General features: G+C 67.7%; 17 protein-coding genes. 5 read left to right on the top strand and 12 right to left on the bottom strand.

Annotated elements, in window-relative coordinates; all coding sequences use genetic code 11:
- Positions 1-15 precede the first annotated feature (15 nt).
- The 3 genes from VLI63_RS09265 to ubiE form a co-directional block, all read right to left on the bottom strand.
- Complete coding sequence (locus tag VLI63_RS09265; RefSeq protein WP_409156568.1) at positions 16-1,368, bottom strand: FAD-dependent oxidoreductase; 1,353 nt, start codon at positions 1,366-1,368, stop codon at positions 16-18.
- A 61-nt stretch (positions 1,369-1,429) separates the two neighbouring features.
- The gene (locus tag VLI63_RS09260; protein ID WP_409156567.1) at positions 1,430-2,512 is read right to left on the bottom strand and encodes a polyprenyl synthetase family protein; all 1,083 of its coding nucleotides are present in this window, start codon (positions 2,510-2,512) and stop codon (positions 1,430-1,432) included.
- 36 nt (positions 2,513-2,548) lie between these two features.
- Positions 2,549-3,361, bottom strand: coding sequence for a bifunctional demethylmenaquinone methyltransferase/2-methoxy-6-polyprenyl-1,4-benzoquinol methylase UbiE (gene ubiE / locus VLI63_RS09255; protein ID WP_409156566.1), 813 nt, complete (start codon positions 3,359-3,361; stop codon positions 2,549-2,551).
- Between the two features lie 69 nt (positions 3,362-3,430).
- Between ubiE and VLI63_RS09250 the strand changes: the two genes are divergently transcribed.
- Positions 3,431-4,690 carry an isochorismate synthase MenF gene (locus VLI63_RS09250; protein WP_409156565.1) on the top strand — a complete coding sequence of 420 codons (1,260 nt, stop codon included), beginning with the start codon at positions 3,431-3,433 and terminating at the stop codon, positions 4,688-4,690.
- Between the two features lie 87 nt (positions 4,691-4,777).
- Here VLI63_RS09250 and VLI63_RS09245 read toward each other — a convergent pair whose 3' ends face one another.
- The 3 genes from VLI63_RS09245 to VLI63_RS09235 all read right to left on the bottom strand — a co-directional run bounded on the left by VLI63_RS09245 (position 4,778) and on the right by VLI63_RS09235 (position 7,786).
- Entirely contained in the window at positions 4,778-5,629 is an 852-nt protein-coding gene (locus tag VLI63_RS09245; RefSeq protein WP_409156564.1) for a polyphosphate kinase 2 family protein, read from the bottom strand.
- Between the two features lie 130 nt (positions 5,630-5,759).
- Positions 5,760-7,433: a 2-succinyl-5-enolpyruvyl-6-hydroxy-3-cyclohexene-1-carboxylic-acid synthase gene (menD, locus tag VLI63_RS09240; protein ID WP_409156563.1), complete on the bottom strand. Its 1,674-nt coding sequence runs from the start codon at positions 7,431-7,433 to the stop codon at positions 5,760-5,762.
- On the bottom strand, positions 7,430-7,786 hold the full coding sequence (locus tag VLI63_RS09235; protein ID WP_185202272.1) for a PLDc N-terminal domain-containing protein: 357 nt from the start codon (positions 7,784-7,786) through the stop codon (positions 7,430-7,432). Before VLI63_RS09235 ends, menD begins: the two co-directional genes overlap by 4 nt.
- A 71-nt stretch (positions 7,787-7,857) precedes the next feature.
- Here VLI63_RS09235 and VLI63_RS09230 point away from each other — a divergent pair, with 71 nt between their 5' ends.
- The gene (locus VLI63_RS09230) at positions 7,858-8,124 is read left to right on the top strand and encodes a DUF4229 domain-containing protein (RefSeq protein WP_409156562.1); all 267 of its coding nucleotides are present in this window, start codon (positions 7,858-7,860) and stop codon (positions 8,122-8,124) included.
- A gap of 21 nt (positions 8,125-8,145) precedes the next feature.
- Here the strand turns inward: VLI63_RS09230 and VLI63_RS09225 are convergent, their stop codons facing one another.
- The 4 genes from VLI63_RS09225 to VLI63_RS09210 are packed head-to-tail and all read right to left on the bottom strand — an operon-like array spanning position 8,146 to position 10,996.
- The gene (locus VLI63_RS09225; RefSeq protein ID WP_409156561.1) at positions 8,146-9,156 is read right to left on the bottom strand and encodes a 1,4-dihydroxy-2-naphthoate polyprenyltransferase; all 1,011 of its coding nucleotides are present in this window, start codon (positions 9,154-9,156) and stop codon (positions 8,146-8,148) included.
- A gap of 10 nt (positions 9,157-9,166) precedes the next feature.
- Complete coding sequence (locus VLI63_RS09220) at positions 9,167-10,309, bottom strand: AMP-binding protein (protein WP_409156560.1); 1,143 nt, start codon at positions 10,307-10,309, stop codon at positions 9,167-9,169.
- Positions 10,306-10,668, bottom strand: coding sequence for a hypothetical protein (locus VLI63_RS09215; RefSeq protein WP_409156559.1), 363 nt, complete (start codon positions 10,666-10,668; stop codon positions 10,306-10,308). The genes VLI63_RS09220 and VLI63_RS09215 overlap by 4 nt, the downstream gene beginning before the upstream one ends.
- Positions 10,669-10,711: 43 nt before the next feature.
- A complete protein-coding gene (locus VLI63_RS09210) occupies positions 10,712-10,996 on the bottom strand; it encodes a Fe-S cluster assembly protein HesB (protein WP_409156558.1) in 285 nt (94 codons plus the stop codon).
- A gap of 150 nt (positions 10,997-11,146) precedes the next feature.
- Here VLI63_RS09210 and VLI63_RS09205 point away from each other — a divergent pair, with 150 nt between their 5' ends.
- The 3 genes from VLI63_RS09205 to VLI63_RS09195 all read left to right on the top strand — a co-directional run bounded on the left by VLI63_RS09205 (position 11,147) and on the right by VLI63_RS09195 (position 13,950).
- Positions 11,147-12,127, top strand: coding sequence for an o-succinylbenzoate synthase (locus tag VLI63_RS09205; RefSeq protein WP_409156557.1), 981 nt, complete (start codon positions 11,147-11,149; stop codon positions 12,125-12,127).
- Between the two features lie 194 nt (positions 12,128-12,321).
- Complete coding sequence (locus VLI63_RS09200) at positions 12,322-13,362, top strand: LLM class flavin-dependent oxidoreductase (RefSeq protein ID WP_409156556.1); 1,041 nt, start codon at positions 12,322-12,324, stop codon at positions 13,360-13,362.
- Between the two features lie 54 nt (positions 13,363-13,416).
- Entirely contained in the window at positions 13,417-13,950 is a 534-nt protein-coding gene (locus VLI63_RS09195) for a MarR family winged helix-turn-helix transcriptional regulator (protein WP_409156555.1), read from the top strand.
- 102 nt (positions 13,951-14,052) lie between these two features.
- Here the strand turns inward: VLI63_RS09195 and VLI63_RS09190 are convergent, their stop codons facing one another.
- Together VLI63_RS09190 and VLI63_RS09185 are read right to left on the bottom strand one after the other, a co-directional pair.
- Entirely contained in the window at positions 14,053-15,870 is a 1,818-nt protein-coding gene (locus tag VLI63_RS09190; protein WP_409156554.1) for a DUF2207 domain-containing protein, read from the bottom strand.
- Between the two features lie 178 nt (positions 15,871-16,048).
- On the bottom strand, positions 16,049-16,786 hold the full coding sequence (locus tag VLI63_RS09185; RefSeq protein ID WP_409156553.1) for a DUF952 domain-containing protein: 738 nt from the start codon (positions 16,784-16,786) through the stop codon (positions 16,049-16,051).
- Positions 16,787-16,789: the final 3 nt, after the last annotated feature.

Here is a 16,789-nt window from a genome sequence, read left to right as displayed (position 1 = left end):
GTTCCCGAACGCGACTCAGTGCGAGGCGCGCGAGACGGTCACCATCTCGTCACGGGGCACGACCTTGATCCTGGCGCGTCCGGTCGGCTCCCCGAGGGCCTTCTCGTGCTCGTCCAGCCGGTGCCAGCCACTGAGATCGGTGAATTCGACCCCGCGTTCCACGAGCAGGTCGACGACGGACTGCTCGTCGGGATGCGTCGGCGCCCACCAGTTCGCCTGGTCGTTCACGACGTGCTTGATGGTCTCCATCGCGTCACTCTTGGTGTGACCGATCAGGCCGACCGGTCCGCGCTTTATCCACCCGGTGGCGTAGACGCCCGGCAGGGGGTGGTCAGAGTCATCCAGAACCTGGCCCTCACGATTGGGGATCACCCCGCGCTTCTCATCGAAGGGGATCTCGTCGAGCGGCGACCCGAAGTAGCCGACCGCTCGATAGACAGCCTGCACCGGCAGCTCCCGGATCTCGCCGGTGCCGATCACGCCGCCCTGTCCATCGGGTGCGGTGCGTTCGTAGCGGAAGCCTTCGACCCGGCCGTCTCCGGTCACTTCCACCGGCTTCGCATGAAAGTGCAAGTGCAACCGACGGGATGCGGTGCCGGCCTCGCGTGCGCGCCACTGCGTGAAGACTTTGTCGATGACCAATACCTGCTTGTTGCTGGCGATAGCCGTCTTCGAGGCCTCGTCGTAGTCGAAATCCTCGTCGTGCACGATCATGTCGACGTCGCGCAACTCGCCGAGCTCGCGCAGTTCGAGCGGCGTGAACTTCACCTGCATCGGACCGCGACGGCCGAAGACATGAACGTCGGTGACCGGTGACGCGAGAAGGGCGTCGTAGACGTTCGACGGGATCTCGGTGGGAAGCAGGTCGTCCGCGTGCTTGGCGAGGATCCGAGCAACGTCGAGAGCGACGTTGCCGTTGCCGATCACCGCGACCTCCTTCGCCTCGAGCGGCCAGGCGCGCGGAACATCAGGATGACCGTCGTACCAGCTCACGAATTCGGCCGCACCGTAGCTGCCCTCGAGATCGATCCCGGGGATGTCGAGGTCGGCATCCCGCGCCGCACCGGTCGAGAAGATCACCGCGTTGTAGTGCTTCTTCAGGTCATCGAGCGTGATGTCCCGGCCGTAGAGAACGTTTCCGAACAGCCGGATGCGACCGGTGTCGAGCACCTCCCGCAGCGCGGTGATGATGCCCTTGATGCGTGGGTGGTCCGGAGCTACGCCATAGCGCACCAGCCCATACGGTGCGGGAAGCTGCTCGAAGAGGTCGATCGACACGTCGAAGTTCTTCTCCGCCTTGAGCAGGATGTCCGCCGCGTAGATTCCGGCGGGACCGGCGCCGACGATGGCGAGTCTCAGTTTCGTCATGGGTTCCTTGTTGGTTTGCGGCGGCTCTCGATGGGCTCGCCGGCCGGCAGCATCGGTTCGGTCAGTTGGAGCGTTCGACGACGCTCTCGGCGAAGCGGGTGAGCGCCTTCTTCACCGGACCGTCGGGAAGCGGCCCGAGTGCCTCGACGGCCTCGCGTGCCCAGCGGTGCGCTTCGTCGAGGGTCTTCTGGGTCACGCTGTGGGCGCGCAATTCGGCGATCGCGAGCGCGAGCTCTGCCTCATCCGGCTGTTCCGCAGAGTAGTGCGCCGCGTTCACGTCGCGTTCGATGCGAGTGAGCAGATCCGCAGCATCCCCGTCGGTTTTCGCGAGGTCGCGCAAATACAGCAGCGGGAGGGTGGCGACACCCGAGCGCAGGTCGGTTCCGGGGGTCTTGCCCGTCTCCTCTTCTCCCGCGGCCAGGTCGATCACGTCGTCGATGAGCTGGAAGGCGACACCGATCTTCTCGCCGAAGACCTTCACCGGGATGCGGTATTCCTCTGGCGCATTGCCGAAGATCACTCCCATCTCCGCCGCTGCGGCGATGAGAGAGCCGGTCTTGTCGGCGAGCACCTGGATGTAGTGGTCGATCGGGTCTTCGTCGTCACGCGGCCCGATGGTCTCGTGCAGCTGGCCGAGACAGAGTCGCTCGAAGGTATTGGCCTGCAGCATGATCGCGCGTTCCCCCAGGCCCGACATGAGCTTGGATGCCCGCGCAAACAGCAGATCACCGGTGAGGATGGCCACCGAATTGCCCCATACGCTCTGGGCGCTGGGCACTCCGCGGCGCATGCCGGCCTCATCCATCACATCATCGTGATAGAGCGATGCCAGATGGGTGATCTCGAGGGCCTCCGCCGCGATCACGACCTCAGGGGTGTTGCCGGTCCCGAGTTGGGCCGTGAGAAGCGCGAGGGTGGGACGCACCCGCTTTCCCCCGGCGTCGAGCAGGTAGCGGGTGGTGGCATCCGCGATGTCGTCGGCGAAGGAGACCTGGCCGAGGAGGCCGGTCTCGACCTGGTCGAGACCGTCTTCGATCGCCGCGGCGAACCGTCGTTCGCTCGCGGAGGAGAAGAGCTTCTCACCGAGTCCGAGCGCGGAGTTGAGCGAATTGCGGCGGCGGGCGAGGGGCGCGCTGGGAGTCACGAGGTCGGCCTAACCGTCGAGGGCGGAAACGAAGCCCTAGGGCTTCGGAGCCGCCGGGCTGTCCGGGTTGGTGGCGACATCATTGTCGACGACGGTTTCGATCACGGGCTTCTTCGGCGCAGCGGTTTTGCGGGGTGCGCGACGGGTGACCACGCGGGCGGGCTTGTGCCCGCGGTGCAGCGCCACGACACCGGCGGTGAGGTTGCGATAGGCCACGCGGGTGAAGCCGGCGCCGCGGATCCACTGGCTGAGGGTGACCTGGTCCGGCCAGTCGCGGATCGAATCGGCGAGGTAGGTGTACGCCTCGGGGTTGGAGCTCGCCGCCCCGACGATCGAGGGCATCAGGTAGCGCATGTAGGCGCCATAGCCTGCACGGAAGATCGCGCGAGACGGGGTGCTGAACTCGCAGATCACGAGTCGACCACCGGGCTTGAGCACCCGGTACATCTCGGCGAGGGCCTTCTTCGGGTCCTCGACGTTGCGCAGCCCGAACGAGGCGGTGACCGCGTCGAACTCACCGTCAGCGAACGGCAGGTCGGTCGCATCCGCTTCGACGAAGGTAATGGACGGATGTTTCTGCCGGCCGACCTCGATCATGCCCGCCGAGAAATCGGCGGCGACGACCTCGGCACCACTCTTCGCGAGCGCCACGGAACTGGTTCCGGTGCCGGCCGCGATGTCGAGGATGCGTTCGCCCGCGACGGGCGCGACGGCCCGCGTGGTGGCGATACGCCAGATGAACGAGTTGCCCATGGACAGGACATCGTTCGTGCGGTCGTAGTGCTTAGCTACACCGTCGAACATCTCGGCAACCTCTTTGGGTTGCTTGGTCAGATCTGCCTTTGCCACGCGCACAAGTCTAGTTCAGCCTTCCTGTGCATCCGCGGCTCCCAGCGAGGCCCGGCTAGTGTTGGCCGGGTGACCGCATCCGCGCCCTTCGACGATGGTGCCGCGGTGCCGTCCCTCACGGTCGAGACCACCCCGACGGCGGATCTCGGCCCGCTCGTGCCGCTGCTCGAAGCGCGGCATCCGCTGCTCTGGATGCGACGCGGTTTCGGTCTCGTCGGGCACGGCGAAGCGCTTCGGCTCGAGTTCTGCGGCCCCGATCGCGTGCGTGACGCCGCCATCGCCTGGCAACGGATCTCCGCTGCCGCGACGGTCACCGATCCGTTGGCGCGAACGGGCACCGGGCTGCTCGCCTTCGGGAGTTTCGCGTTCTCCGACAGCTCGGCCACGACGAGTGTTCTCCTCGTGCCGTCGATGATCATCGGACGGGACAAGGGCCAGAGCTGGATCACCCGAATCGCGGTCGGTGAGCTCGAACCCCTCGTCGTGCCGCCGCTCGAACCCTACGGCCAACGGTTCCACGTCGACTTCCACCCGGGCACGGTGCCCGGCGCGGACTATCGGGATGCGGTGGCGACCGCCGTGCAGCGCATCCGCTCCCACGAGGTGAGCAAGGTGGTGCTCGCCCGCGAACTGGTGGGCCAGCTGCCGGATGGCGCGGACATCCGTCGCATGATCGATGTGCTCGCCGCAGGCTATCCCGACTGCTGGACTTTCGCCGTCGACGGCTTCATCGGGTCGAGCCCGGAGACACTCGTCACCGTCGATGCCGGGTCGGTGACCGCCCGGGTCTTGGCCGGCAGCGCCGCGCGCGGGCTGGACGCCGCGTCCGATGAGCAAGCGGCGAGCGCGCTCGCCACCTCGACCAAAGACCAGGACGAGCACCGGTACGCGGTGCAGAACGTGCTCGCGTCGCTTCGGTCACACAGTCCGAATGTGATGGCGAGCGAAATGCCCTTCACCCTGAAGCTGCCGAACGTCTGGCACCTCGCAAGTGACATCGAAGGGGACCTCACCGACGGGTCGACGTCGCTCGACCTGATCGGTTCGCTGCATCCGACGGCCGCCGTGGCGGGGACTCCGACACCGGATGCCCTGCGGATCATCGGGGAGCTCGAGCCCTTCGACCGCGGCCGGTATGCCGGCCCCGTCGGTTGGGTGGGAGCGGATGGCGACGGCGAGTGGGCGGTCGCGGTGCGCAGCGCGCAGTTCGATCAGGACGGCCGGGTCACGGCCTATGCCGGTGCGGGCATCGTCGCCGAGTCGGTGCCAGAGCGGGAGCTTCTCGAGACTCGCATGAAGTTCCGGCCCATCGTGGAGGCGCTGGACTGAGGCGGTGCCCGAGGCGGGCGCCGCGGTCTCGATACGCTCGCTGGCGCTCGCTACTCGACCAGCGGACACTGAGGGCTCGACCGCCGGCTATGCGTCGGCCAGTCGCGCCTTCTGTTCGGCCACGTCGTACTCGGCGACCGGCCAGGTGAGGTGCAGTCCCCGAAGCGCGTCGAGCAGCAGGTGTTGCACCGCCACCCTCGCGTACCACTTGTGGTTCGCGGGGATCACGAACCACGGGACATCCACCGTCGAAGTCTTCTCGAAGGCGACCTGGTAAGCCTCCTGGTATTGGGGCCATAGCGCCCGCTCGTCGAGGTCACCGGGGTTGAACTTCCAGTTCTTCTCCGGGTCGTCGAGGCGCGCCTCGAGTCGGTCTTTCTGCTCGTCAGCGCTGATGTGCAGCATGACCTTGACGATGGTGGTGCCGCTGTCGACCACCTGCTTCTCGAACTCGTTGATCGCGCCGTAGCGCTCTTCGATCACCGCGGGCTCTGCCAGGTTGCGAACCCGCGCGATGAGCACGTCTTCGTAGTGGGAGCGATCGAAGACGCCGAGGTGTCCCGCCGGCGGCAACTGGTTGCGCACGCGCCAGAGGAAGTCGTGCGAGAGCTCCTCCTCGGTGGGCTTCTTGAAGCCGTAGATCGTGACGCCCTGGGGGTCGACCCCGCCGACGACGTGTTCCACGATTCCGCCCTTGCCCGCGGTATCCATAGCCTGAAGCACGAGGAGTACCGAGCGGGTGCCGCCGAAGCGGCTCTCCGCCCACAGCCGCTCCTGCAGGTCGCCGAGCTCAGCACGGCCCTTTTCGAGCAGGGCCTTGCCTGCGGACTTGCCGCCCTCCATCCCGGGCGTCGACGATGGATCGACCTCGGCAAGGGAGAATCCCGCACCCACTTTGAGCACCGCGCCGGGGTCTTCGGTCCATACAGTTTTCGCCATAGGCCAGATGCTACTCGCGACAGGGGATATCACCACCGGAGATATCGCGACCGGGGACGTCGACGCGCGGCGGTGTGCGCGCTCGCGCCGCGGTGCGCGCGACTACCCATTCTGCGAGGAGAGGTTCCGATCAGCGCGGCAGCGGCACCTCGACGAGAGTCGGCGTTTCGGATGCCGCGAGCGCCTCATCCAATTCGCCTCGGTTTCGCGCCACCCGGTAGTCCCACCCATAGGCGGTCGCGAGGGCGCGGAGGTCCACCGCCTGCGGCGTGTACTGCACCCGGTCGAAGGCGTCGGCGGGAGCCGTCGCGGCCACCTCGAGCCCGTCGAAGATGGTGCCGCCCCCGTCATTGCCGACGATCACCTGGATGCGCGGTCGCACTTCTCCGCCACCGAACAGGAGTGCGCCAACGTCGTAGAGCGCGGTCAGGTCGCCCACGAGCACGCGGGTGATTCCGGATGCGCTGCCGCCGTCGGAATCCTGGCTCGAGAGTGCGATGCCGATGCCCGTGGCGATCGTGCCGTCGATGCCGGCGAGCCCCCGGTTGGCATGCACCGGAATGCGCTTGCCCGGCACGAACATGTCTGCTTCGCGGATGAGCCGGGATGCCCCGAGCACGAGCCGGTCGTGCGGCCAGGTGACGCGCCACACCGACTCCACGAGCATCCGGCGGGTCACCGGCTGTCGGAAGACCGCAAGCTGCTCCCGCGCGAATTCACCGGCGCGCTCGTCCGACGCCGGAGCGCGGGTGGGATCGACGGCGAGCATGCTCCGACCGGCATGAACCCAGCTGCCCAGCCAGCCCCGTCCCTCCGTGGTCTCGTCCGGCAGTCCATCATGGGTGACCGACGTGTCGATCGTGGCCGCGCGATGGCCCGGGTTGTAGGCATCAGCGGTGACCCCGCGAACGACGTGGACGAGAACATCCGGGCGGTTGAGGAGCGTCGGCACCTGACGACTGAGGGTGGGATGCCCGAAGACGACGGCACGTTCGACACGGCCGCCGAACTCTGGGTCGTCGAGCAGCCCCCGGTAGGCGACGACGAGGTTCGGCCCGAAATGCGAACCGCTCGACACCTCTGCGAGCAACGGCACCCCGAGGGACCTTGCGAAGGCCTCGGCATCGGGCCCGGCGCCGTGCCCGGCGATGACGACGGTGTGGGCGGCATCCGCAATCCGGCGCGGCTCATCCGGCGGCTCGTCGACGGATCCCTGCTCGCGGACTTCCGGCAGTTCCTGGACGGGCCGGGACAGCGGCTCCCGGAACGAGAGGTTGAGCTGCACCGGCCCCGGCGTCCGCGCCGCTGCGGCGTAGGCCTCGCCGGCCAGGGCTGCCGCCTGCGAGACGTCGGAGGGCGGCGCGACATCCCGCACCCAGCCGACGGCGCTGCCGAAAATCCCGACCTGGTCCGTGGTCTGGTTGCCCCCGATGCCACGGAGCTCCGCCGGGCGATCGGCAGTCAGGAGAATGAGGGGAACACCGGAATGGTGAGCCTCGAGCACAGCGGGGTGGAGATTGGCCACGGCCGTGCCAGAGGTCGTGATGATCGCGACCGGGCGACCGGTCTCCACCGCGATGCCAAGGGCGAGGAAGCCCGCGACCCGTTCATCGATGCGCACCCGGAGGCGCAGCTTCCCGTCCCGCTCCCACGCCGCTGCGGCCAGGGCGAGGGCCTGCGACCGTGAGCCAGGGCACAGCACGATGTCACGCACCCCACGGCCGATGAGCTCCCCGATCAGCGCAACGGAGAACGTCGTCGCCGGGCTGCCTGCCGCCACCGGACCCGTTACCGGGGTGCTCACTTCTCGGACGTGTTGTTCTGGTCGTCGTCGAGCTCGGCGAGCCGCGCTTCGAGCTCACGGATCCGCTCGTCGCGCTGTTTGTCGGCACCGAGCCGTCGCAGGAATTCCGGATCGTCATCCGGAGCCTTCGAGCCTCCGCCGCCGGTGGCCGCAACGCTCGCGCCACCCGAGCGCTCCTTGCCGAGTGCGAACCAGAGGATGCCGCCGAAGGGGGTGACGATCACGATGAGGACGGCCCAGAGGATCTTCGGCAGCGCTCGAACACGCGACTCCTCCGTGCGAATGCAGTCGATGAACGAGAAGATCGTGAATGCCACGAAAAGCACTGCGAGTATCACTGAGAGCCGAGCCATGTGCAGATTCTAGGCCGGGATCCTGCACAGAGAGCACGAGCTTTCAGGCGCACGTGCCTAGACTGATCGGCGTGTACTCGCGCCAGTGGATCGTCTTCTCCCTCATCAGGGTAGGCACTTTCGCCGCGGCGCTCGCGATCCTCCTGCTGCTGGGCATCAACGTCTTCGTCGCCGCCATCGGCGCGGCGATCATCGGATTCTGCGTGTCCTACATCTTCCTTCGCAAGCAGCGCGAGGCGGTGTCTTCCAGCATCGGTCACCTGCGTGACAACAAGGATCGGGATCGCGACAACGAACTCGAGAACGAGGCGCTCGATCGTTTCGAAGAGCCGCGCTGATCCCATCGGCACTGGCCTCGGTCAGAAGGCGATCGCGGCAGCAAGCGCGACGCCGAACACCAGGGCCGTGAAACTCGTCAGTTTGAGAGCGAGGATGAACTCCGGAGCTGTCTTGCCGGTGAGCGTGATCACGACGGCGGGCAGCCCCGACAGCAGCGAGAAGTACACCAGCGGCGCCTTCACGTAGAAGATCGAGAAGAAGATCAGGATCAAGTACGGCACCGCAACGAAGATCGCGAACAGGATGCGCGCGGCCCGGGTGCCGACGAGCACCGCGAGCGTGCGTTTGCCCGACAGTGTGTCCTGAGCGATATCGCGGATGTTGTTGACCATGAGCACCGCGCAGGCGAAGAGTCCCGCCGCCACGCCACCGAGCCAACTCTCGATGTTCACCGTGCCGACCTGGGTGAAGGTCGTTCCAGCAGTGGCGACGAGTCCGAAGAAGACGAAGACGAAGAGTTCACCCAGACCGTTGTAGCCATAGGGCCGCTTGCCGCCGGTGTAGAAGTACGCGGCAACGATACTGAGGGCGCCGATCGCGAGCAGCCAGTAATAGCCGCTCGTGATGGTGAGAGCGAGCCCGGCCAGGCCGCCGAGCCCGAAGAACACGAGCGCGACGGTGAGCACCGTTCGCGGCTTCGCCGCACCGGAACCGGTGAGCCTCGACGGCCCGACACGGTTCTTATCCGTGCCGCGCACGCCATCGGAGTAGTCATTGGCGAAATTGACGCCGACCTGCAGGAAGACGGCCACCGCCAGGGCGAGAAGCGCGCGCACCCAGTGCCAGCCGCCGTCGGAGAGCAGATGAGCCGCGCCAGTGCCGAGCGCCACCGGGGCGATCGCGAGAGGGAGGGTGCGAAGTCGCGCTCCGCCGATCCAGTCGCCAGCCGTAGCCTTGTGGATGACGACCCGGGGAGCTTTCCCACCCGGCCGGCCGCCCTTCTTGCCCACGCTGTTGCGGGAGCCCGCGGAGCTCGAATTGACGCTGCGGGGATCGATGCGCTTCTGGACGGGTCTGCCTGCGTTAGCCACGGGTCGAATTCTACCGACCGGGGCCGGGGCGACCGCCCCGCGACGCTGCGAAAGCGGTGAGGGACCGGCGGTCCGGCTTACCGTTCGGCAGTTGGGGCACGCTCTCCACCCTCACCACGGCGACCGGCGCGGATGCCCGCCCGAGGGCGGCGACCACCGCCGCCTTCACCTCGGCGAGCGTCGCGGTCGCGGAGGTGAAGATCACGGGCACTTCGCCCCACTCGGCGCTCGGGGATCTCACGGCAACGGCATCCGCGAGCCCGGGCATCGCGTGCACCACCCGTTCGATCGCGTCGAGGGACACTTTCTCGCCGCCGGAGATGATCACGCTGTCGAGTCGCCCGGTCACCCGGAGTACTCCGTCGACGATCTCGCCGGTGTCGCCCGTGCGGTACCAGCGTTCGCCGGCGCGGTTGACGAAGGCGGCATCCGTCGCGGCGGGATCGCCGAGGTAGCCTTCGGCCAGCACGGGGCCGGCGAGCTCGACCTGTCCGTCGACAATGCGCGCCTCGACCGCGCCGATCGGGATGCCGTCGTAGATGCAGCCTCCGGAGGTCTCGCTCGAACCGTAGGTCCTCGTGACGTTGAGACCGAGTTCGATGGCCCGCGCGAGCAAGGCGGGAGGCGTGGCCTGGCCGCCCACGAGGATGCGGTCGAATCGACGCACGGTCGAGAGGAGGTCGAGGTCGTCGTCCGCCGCATCCACCAGTCGGGCGAGCTGGGCCGGCACGAGCGAGGTGAAGCGCAGCTCCGCGTCCAGCGCGCGGGAGGCTGCGGCGAACTCAGCGGCGTCGAAATGCCCACTGCCGAAATACACCGGTGCGAACCCGCTGGCCAGCGAGCGCACGAGCACATTGATGCCGGCGATGTAGTGGGTCGGCAGCGCGAGCATCCACTGGCCGGGACCGCCGAGGGACGATTCGGATGCCGCTGCACCCGCGAGCAGGGCGTCGGCACTGAGCGCGACACGCTTCGGCACGCCGGTGGACCCGCTCGTCTCGATGACGACCGCCACCCGCTGGTCCACGCTGTCGGGCATCCCGGTGCGTGGAGTCCCCGGCAGGATCGCGGCCCCGCCGGCCAGCGCGTCGCGCAGGGCGACGAACACCGCCGCGGGATTGTCCGCGGCCGTGGCGCGCAGTGGCCGGGTCATGCTTTCGATCCCAGCACGCTGAAGATACCGACCAGCGTGAGCGGATTGGCGAGGAGGCTCAGGATGATCGCTGCGAGCCCGAGAGACCTGCCCTGCCGGGCGAGTACTGCCACTATCCCGAGGACCGGCGCCAGGGCGAAGAGGCCGATGACGAACCAGGCGAGTACAGTGGCTGCACCCCAGGCGCCCCCGCTTCCGGTGGCGATCGCCACCCATTCCAGGCCCGCCGCAAGCACCGCGAGAGCGAGGGCTATCGGGCCCAGCCGACGGACGCGCCAGCTCACGGCCCGCAGCGGTACCGCCAGCGGGCCCGGCTCCGCGCGATCCGAAGCGGAGACCTGAACCGGGTCGAGAGACATGAGTTCAGGGTAATCGAGCCCGCTGGGGCGGGAGCGCCCGGTGTTACTTCCGAACGTCGATGGAGAAGCGGACTCCGCCCTCGTCATCGACCTGGGCGTCGAGCACCTTATCGTCGAGCACGAGCGCGGCGTTCTGCTCGACGAAGACCTTCGCACCGGAGCTGACGATCACGGTGTCATTCGGCTCGGCCTGTGTGGCGAGGGCGAGCGAGAGGTCTGTGGCACCGGCCTCTGAGGCGCTGATGCGCAGCGCGGCATCCGTGACATCGGGGGTGGGTTCGATGATCGTCTTCACGACGGTGGAGGCGGAGTCGGTGAGTGTCAGCATGATTGGTCCTTTCGATGGGGCGAATGGAAGGTGGCTACGCTTCCGCAGTCGGGCAGCCCGCGCAAGCCCCGACAGCAGACACGGAGGGTTCTCCCACCTCCGGGCACTTCACAGGCGCCTCATTCAGCCGCAGTGCGACAGACTGGGCTCATGTTGCCATCGCTGCCTGACATGCTCTCCTCCGCACGCGTCGTGACGCTGCCGCTTCGTCAGCGATTCCGCGGCATCGACTGTCGAGAGGTGATGCTGTTCGAAGGGCCCGCGGGGTGGACAGAGTTCTCGCCCTTCCTCGAGTACGGCGACGACGAAGCATCCGCATGGCTTGCCGCGGCCATCGATTTCGGCTGGCAGCAGGCACCCGCGCTCTTCCGCAGCCAGATCCGGGTGAACGCCACGCTTCCCGCCGTTGCGCCGGCCGCCGTGCGGGAGATTCTCGACAGCTTCCCCGGGTGCCGAACGGTGAAGGTCAAGGTCGCAGAACCCGGGCAGCAGCTCGCCGACGATGTGGCGCGCGTCGTCGCCGTTCGCGAATACCTCGGGCCGGAGGGTCGCATCCGGCTGGATGCCAATGGCGGCTGGAACGTGGATGAGGCGGAGCACGCCATCCACGCCCTCGCGCCAAGCGATCTCGAGTATGTGGAGCAGCCCTGTGCGACCGTGGACGAGCTGGCCGACATCCGCAAGAGGGTTAAGTACATGGGCCTTCCGATCGCCGCCGATGAGAGCGTCCGCAAGGCGGAGGATCCGCTGGAGGTCGCGAAGGCCGGGGCTGCCGATCTGCTCGTCATCAAGGCGCAGCCGCTCGGGGGCATTCGCGCCGCCCTGCGGATCGTGGATGCCGCCCGGCTTCCCGTCGTCGTCTCGAGCGCGCTGGAGACCTCCGTCGGCATCTCGATGGGAGCGCACCTCGCGGCCGCGATTCCCGAACTCGCCTACGACTGCGGGCTTGCGACCGTGAGCCTGCTCGCCTCGGACATCACCGCCGACTCGCTCGTCGCCGAGCGGGGGCTGGTGAGTGTTCGCCGGGTGACGCCGGATGCGGACCTGCTCGACCGGTACACGGCGGAGGCGGACCGGGTGGAGTGGTGGAACGCCCGACTGGAACGCTGTCTGGCGCTGCTCCCGTCCTGACGGGCGGTCTGCCGTCGGACAATCGGGATCCATACGGGGTCTGCTCGCCGGCGTCGTCGCGAGCCGGGGCGACAGGCACCGCCCTGCGCGAATACCCTGTCATCGTGCCAGTGTGGGCAGCTTCGGAATATCGGCGACCCTTGCATCGTTGTCGATCTATGCACACGCATACACATTGACGGGAAGAGACACTGATGGCAACGCAACTGGAACTGGGACTCGACACCTTCGGTGACGTCACCAACGAGGCGGATGGCACGCCGGTGCCGTACGCCCAGGTGTTGCGAAACCTGGTCGCCCAGGGTGTGCTCGCCGACCGGGTCGGACTGGACTACATCGGCGTCGGCGAACATCACCGCAAGGACTTCGCCGTCTCCGCGCCAGAGGTCGTGCTGGCGGCGATCGCGGCCCAGACCGAACGCATCCATGTCGGCACCGCTGTCACCGTGCTGTCATCGGATGACCCCATCCGGGTCTTCCAGCGCTTCGCCACCCTCGACGGCATCTCGAACGGGCGCGCCGAGGTCATCCTGGGGCGCGGCTCGTTCACCGAATCCTTTCCGCTGTTCGGGCTGGACCTCGCCGATTACGAGCGCCTGTTCGAGGAGAAGCTCGAGCTCTTCGCGGCCGTTCGCCAGCAGAACCCGGTGAATTGGACCGGAACGACCCGCGCTCCGGTGGTCGACAAGTCCGTGTATCCCGTGGTCGAGAACGGCCTGCTCCCCGCCTGGATCGGCGTGGGAGGCAGCCCCGAATCCGTCGTGCGCACGGCACGCTACGGCTTCAATCTCATGCTCGCGATCATCGGCGGGGAACCCGCCCGCTTCGCCCCCTATGTCGACCTGTTCCACCGCGCCCTCGCCCAGTTCGAACTGCCGACACCGAAGATCGGGGTGCATTCGCCCGGGCACATCGCGGAGACGGACGAGCAGGCCCGCGAGGAACTCTGGCCGCACCACTCGGAGATGATGAGCCGCATCGGCAAGGAGCGAGGCTGGGGCCCGATGAGTCGTGAGTCCTTCGAGAACGAGGCCGATACCGGCTCGCTCTACGTCGGATCGCCGGAGACCGTCGCGCAGAAGATCGCGTCGACTGCCCGCGTGCTCGGTCTCGACCGTTTCGACCTCAAGTACTCCAACGGCACCCTGGCCCACGAGAAGCTGATGTCGAGCATCCAGCTCTTCGGCACCGTGGTGGCCCCGCGGGTGCGCGAGCTCCTCGCCGAAGAGGCCTGACCGGGAGTCCGCCGACCTCTAGCCGTCAGCGGGCCGTGGTGTCACACTACTGACATGGCGAAACACGGCAAGAAGTCCAAGTCCGAGCCGACCGGCAAGTCAGCCCCCGAGCCCAAGAAGGCCGCGCACAAGAAGGCCGAGGCGGATGCCGCGCTGACCGGCGTGCTCGACGAAGCGCTCACCTACGTGCTTCGTCATGCCGCAGCGGCGCTCCGCGGCACGATGGCCGAGGCGCTGCGCCCCCTCGACCTCTCGGCGGCGCAGCACTCCTGCCTCGAGTTGCTCGGGCGCAGCCCCGGCATGTCGAGCTCCGACCTCGCCCGGGGCGCCTTCGTGAGCCGCCAGTCGATGAACCTCGTGCTCCGCGGCCTCCAGGATCGCGGCCTGGTCACCAGGCCCGACACCGCGCCGCAGGGCAGGGCACTGCCCACGACCCTCACCGCAGAGGGCCGCCAACGCCTCAATGCGGCGAATACCGTCGCTCGATCGGTGGAGAAGCAGATGCTCGCCGCCGTGCCCGAGAAGCGTCGAGCCCGTTTCCGTGCCGATCTCGCGGCGTGCGCCGCGGTGCTCACGCCGGCCGACTGAGCCGCAGAGCCCGAGCGCTCGGACGCTCGGACACTTTGACGCTCGGACACTCGGACACTCGGACAATTTGACGCTCGGATACGCAGGGCGACCGTGCGGCGACTATACGCCGCCGCCTCCGCCTCCGCCGCCGCCTCCGCCGGACACCGCCCCACCACCGGAGCCGCCGCTGGTGCTGCTGTAGGCAGACGACGCGCTCAGAGACACCGAACCGATGCTGCTGGCGAAGGCCGCGGCGTTGAAGGTGCCCGTGCCGACGTACCACGACGGATGCTGGCCCGTCTCTTCGTAATATCGACCGAGTTCGGCCGCCCAGGCCTTCTCGATCCCGAAGAGCACCGCGTACGGCAGCAGCCTCTCGTTGATCGTGACCACCTGCCGTCGATCGTCGCTGCGGACGGGAGTGCGCTCGGCGCCGGTCGGCGACTGGAGAAAACGGAGACGGTCCGCCTCCGCGAGCGAGATGTACTCCCGCAGCCCCGCAAGATACTCCCGCAGCTCGGCCCCTTTGGCCTCCACCGGCACGTGCGAGACCAGTACGACGGTGGTGGCGAAGGCAACAACCGAGGCGGCGGCGAAGACAGCCAATAAGACCGGGTTGCCGTGCACCGAGGCCAGGGAGGCGATGGCGAATGCGATTCCCGCACTCGACACGAGCACTGACCCGAGCACCAGCAGCCCGATGAGGCCGGCGGGCCGTCGCCGCCGGTATCCGTTGGTCGTGGCATCCGCCGTGACTCGCTTCATCAGGAGCGCGAGCCGCTTGACCGCCTTCTGGTCGTTCTTTTTGAGGTTGCGCTGCTCGCCCTCGGTCAGAGTGTCCCCGAAGATGGCGTGCAGGAATTCCGTGGCGTCGGCATCCGCCCCCTCTGCCGTCGAGAACTCCAACTCGTAGCCCGGTTTACGGCTGAACCCGGATGCTTCGACCTCGACGATTCGCAGGTTGCCCGACACGGCGAGCGCGAGAATCTGCGCCGGCGTGGACTTCCCCGTTGTTGCCGTGATCAGCGAAGACAGGAGCAGGCTCGCGCCCTTCGGCGGCAGGTATTCGGGCACGATGATGCCGCGACCGGGAGCATCCCTCAGCCGGCTCCGACGAATGAACAGAGCCCGTGCCGCCACGATCAGTGCGAGTAGCGTGCCGAGAAGCGACAGGCTCGGCCACGGAGCCGACAGAAACGAGTCGTCTCGCGGGATGAAGGTGCCGGGGTCAAAGCCGATCGCAAAGCTGAGGTTCTCCCCCGGCCCGAGGTCGGTCGCCGATGCCGCGAAGCCGTCCTCGGTCTTCGTCATGGTTGCCGGGCCGTTCGTGCCCTCGAGCCCGGATGCCGCATCCGCTCGCCCCGAGAGCCGGGTCTCGAGGTCCGCCGGCAGATGAACCTCGGCCGAGACCTTCGCGAAGGGCTGCTTCCATCCGGTGCCGTTGGTGTCCCAGTAGAACTCGTCGGCCTTCGTGTTCGCGAAATACCGGGTCACGTTGTGCGAGGTGTAGCTGATGACGTAGGTCTGCACCCCATACACGTAGCCGGGGTCCGCCACGGTCAGCGACAGCACGCCGTCATTCGAGGAGGTCTCGTAGGCGCGTGCTCGGCCCTGCTCATCGGTCACCGCTGTCACCGTGAGGTCGGTGGGATGCCCGTCGAATTCGTCGATGAGCTCGCGGCGGATCCCGTGGTTCTGATCGGACTCCGGAAACCGGGCGACCAGCGTCTCGACGGTCGTCAGGGTGGAGCGGCCGGCAGAGTCGCGAGCGAGCGTGTAGTCGCCGTCGAAACTGTCGAACGCGAAATCGTCGACTCCCGCACTGATGCCGACGGAGGCCCCGTCCGGTGCGGGCTGTGCGGGCCCGTGGCTCACCGCTGCGATCGGCCCGAGCGCGATTGCTGCGGATACCGCGGTCACGAGAAGAAGGCGCCTCATGTGCCTCAGCGTAGGCGAGAGCGGCGTCTGTTCTGCGACTCTGAGCGCTCCTACAAGGTGTGCCTCCCAGGCCGATGGGGCCAGCACAGGCGACGACGTCCGTGCCGCGGTCCACCTTCGGCGACCTCAGGCAACTCCGGAGATCTCACAAATCGCCCGACACGCTCGGGCAGCGCCCCTAGATTGAAGAGCCGAGCGGGGTGCCCTGGTGGAATTCCACTCGCCATCGGGCCGCCGTGTTCCGCCACAACGACGATCGGCGGGCACGCGAATCGCCGACGGTCGACACGTAGCTGAGCAGCACCAGCCCCGGTGCAGGAACACGCGCCTCGAGCTCGGTCACGAGAAGGCCCGCGGATGACTCGAACTCGCCGATCGCGGCGAGGAGCTCCGTGCGCCCCCACAGTCGCCCCGACTGTCCGATCTCGGTGAACTCCGGGGAGAGCAGGCTGGCGACGGCGGCGCGGTCGCGACGCACCGCCGGGTCGAGCAGCCGGTGTTCCGCGGCGACGGCGCCCGCGACATCCGTCTCGGCGATCGTGCCCTCGAAGCCCTCGGCGCGGCCGTCCCGCAGCCAGCGGAACACACCGTCGACGAAGCCCGCCGGGCGCACCTCTGTCACGAATTCGGACCTGAGGGCCCCGAAGATGTGGGGAAAGAGGGTGCCGTTCCCGCCGTCCTGGTACCGCACGGGGATGTCGGCCTGACGAAGCGCCTCCTCATCGATCACCAACACGACGAGCCCCTCCGGATCATCCCGGTAGGCGAAGCCCGCCACCCCGGCGACCTGCGCTGAGGTGGAGGCGTGAATGAAGCCGACCTGTTCGAGCAAGGCACCGCGAGTGGACACGCGGTACTCTCCTGTGACGGCCGCAGCACTCCAGTCCGCGACGTGCGCGATGTGCAGCAGTGACATCGA

Origin of the sequence: Lacisediminihabitans sp. H27-G8, assembly GCF_046156175.1 — a bacterium.
Classification (GTDB): domain Bacteria; phylum Actinomycetota; class Actinomycetes; order Actinomycetales; family Microbacteriaceae; genus Lacisediminihabitans.
This window is presented reverse-complemented; position numbering and strand designations above follow the sequence as displayed.

Coding starts and splice junctions, on each gene's coding strand:
- VLI63_RS09215 (WP_409156559.1), bottom strand. CDS start 10,668: ATGTCTCTCGACCCGGTTCAGGTCTCCGCTTCGGATCGCGCGGAGCCG.
- VLI63_RS09265 (WP_409156568.1), bottom strand. CDS start 1,368: ATGACGAAACTGAGACTCGCCATCGTCGGCGCCGGTCCCGCCGGAATC.
- VLI63_RS09205 (WP_409156557.1), top strand. CDS start 11,147: ATGTTGCCATCGCTGCCTGACATGCTCTCCTCCGCACGCGTCGTGACG.
- VLI63_RS09200 (WP_409156556.1), top strand. CDS start 12,322: ATGGCAACGCAACTGGAACTGGGACTCGACACCTTCGGTGACGTCACC.
- VLI63_RS09245 (WP_409156564.1), bottom strand. CDS start 5,629: ATGGCGAAAACTGTATGGACCGAAGACCCCGGCGCGGTGCTCAAAGTG.
- VLI63_RS09190 (WP_409156554.1), bottom strand. CDS start 15,870: ATGAGGCGCCTTCTTCTCGTGACCGCGGTATCCGCAGCAATCGCGCTC.
- VLI63_RS09195 (WP_409156555.1), top strand. CDS start 13,417: ATGGCGAAACACGGCAAGAAGTCCAAGTCCGAGCCGACCGGCAAGTCA.
- VLI63_RS09235 (WP_185202272.1), bottom strand. CDS start 7,786: ATGGCTCGGCTCTCAGTGATACTCGCAGTGCTTTTCGTGGCATTCACG.
- VLI63_RS09185 (WP_409156553.1), bottom strand. CDS start 16,786: ATGTCACTGCTGCACATCGCGCACGTCGCGGACTGGAGTGCTGCGGCC.
- VLI63_RS09210 (WP_409156558.1), bottom strand. CDS start 10,996: ATGCTGACACTCACCGACTCCGCCTCCACCGTCGTGAAGACGATCATC.
- VLI63_RS09220 (WP_409156560.1), bottom strand. CDS start 10,309: ATGACCCGGCCACTGCGCGCCACGGCCGCGGACAATCCCGCGGCGGTG.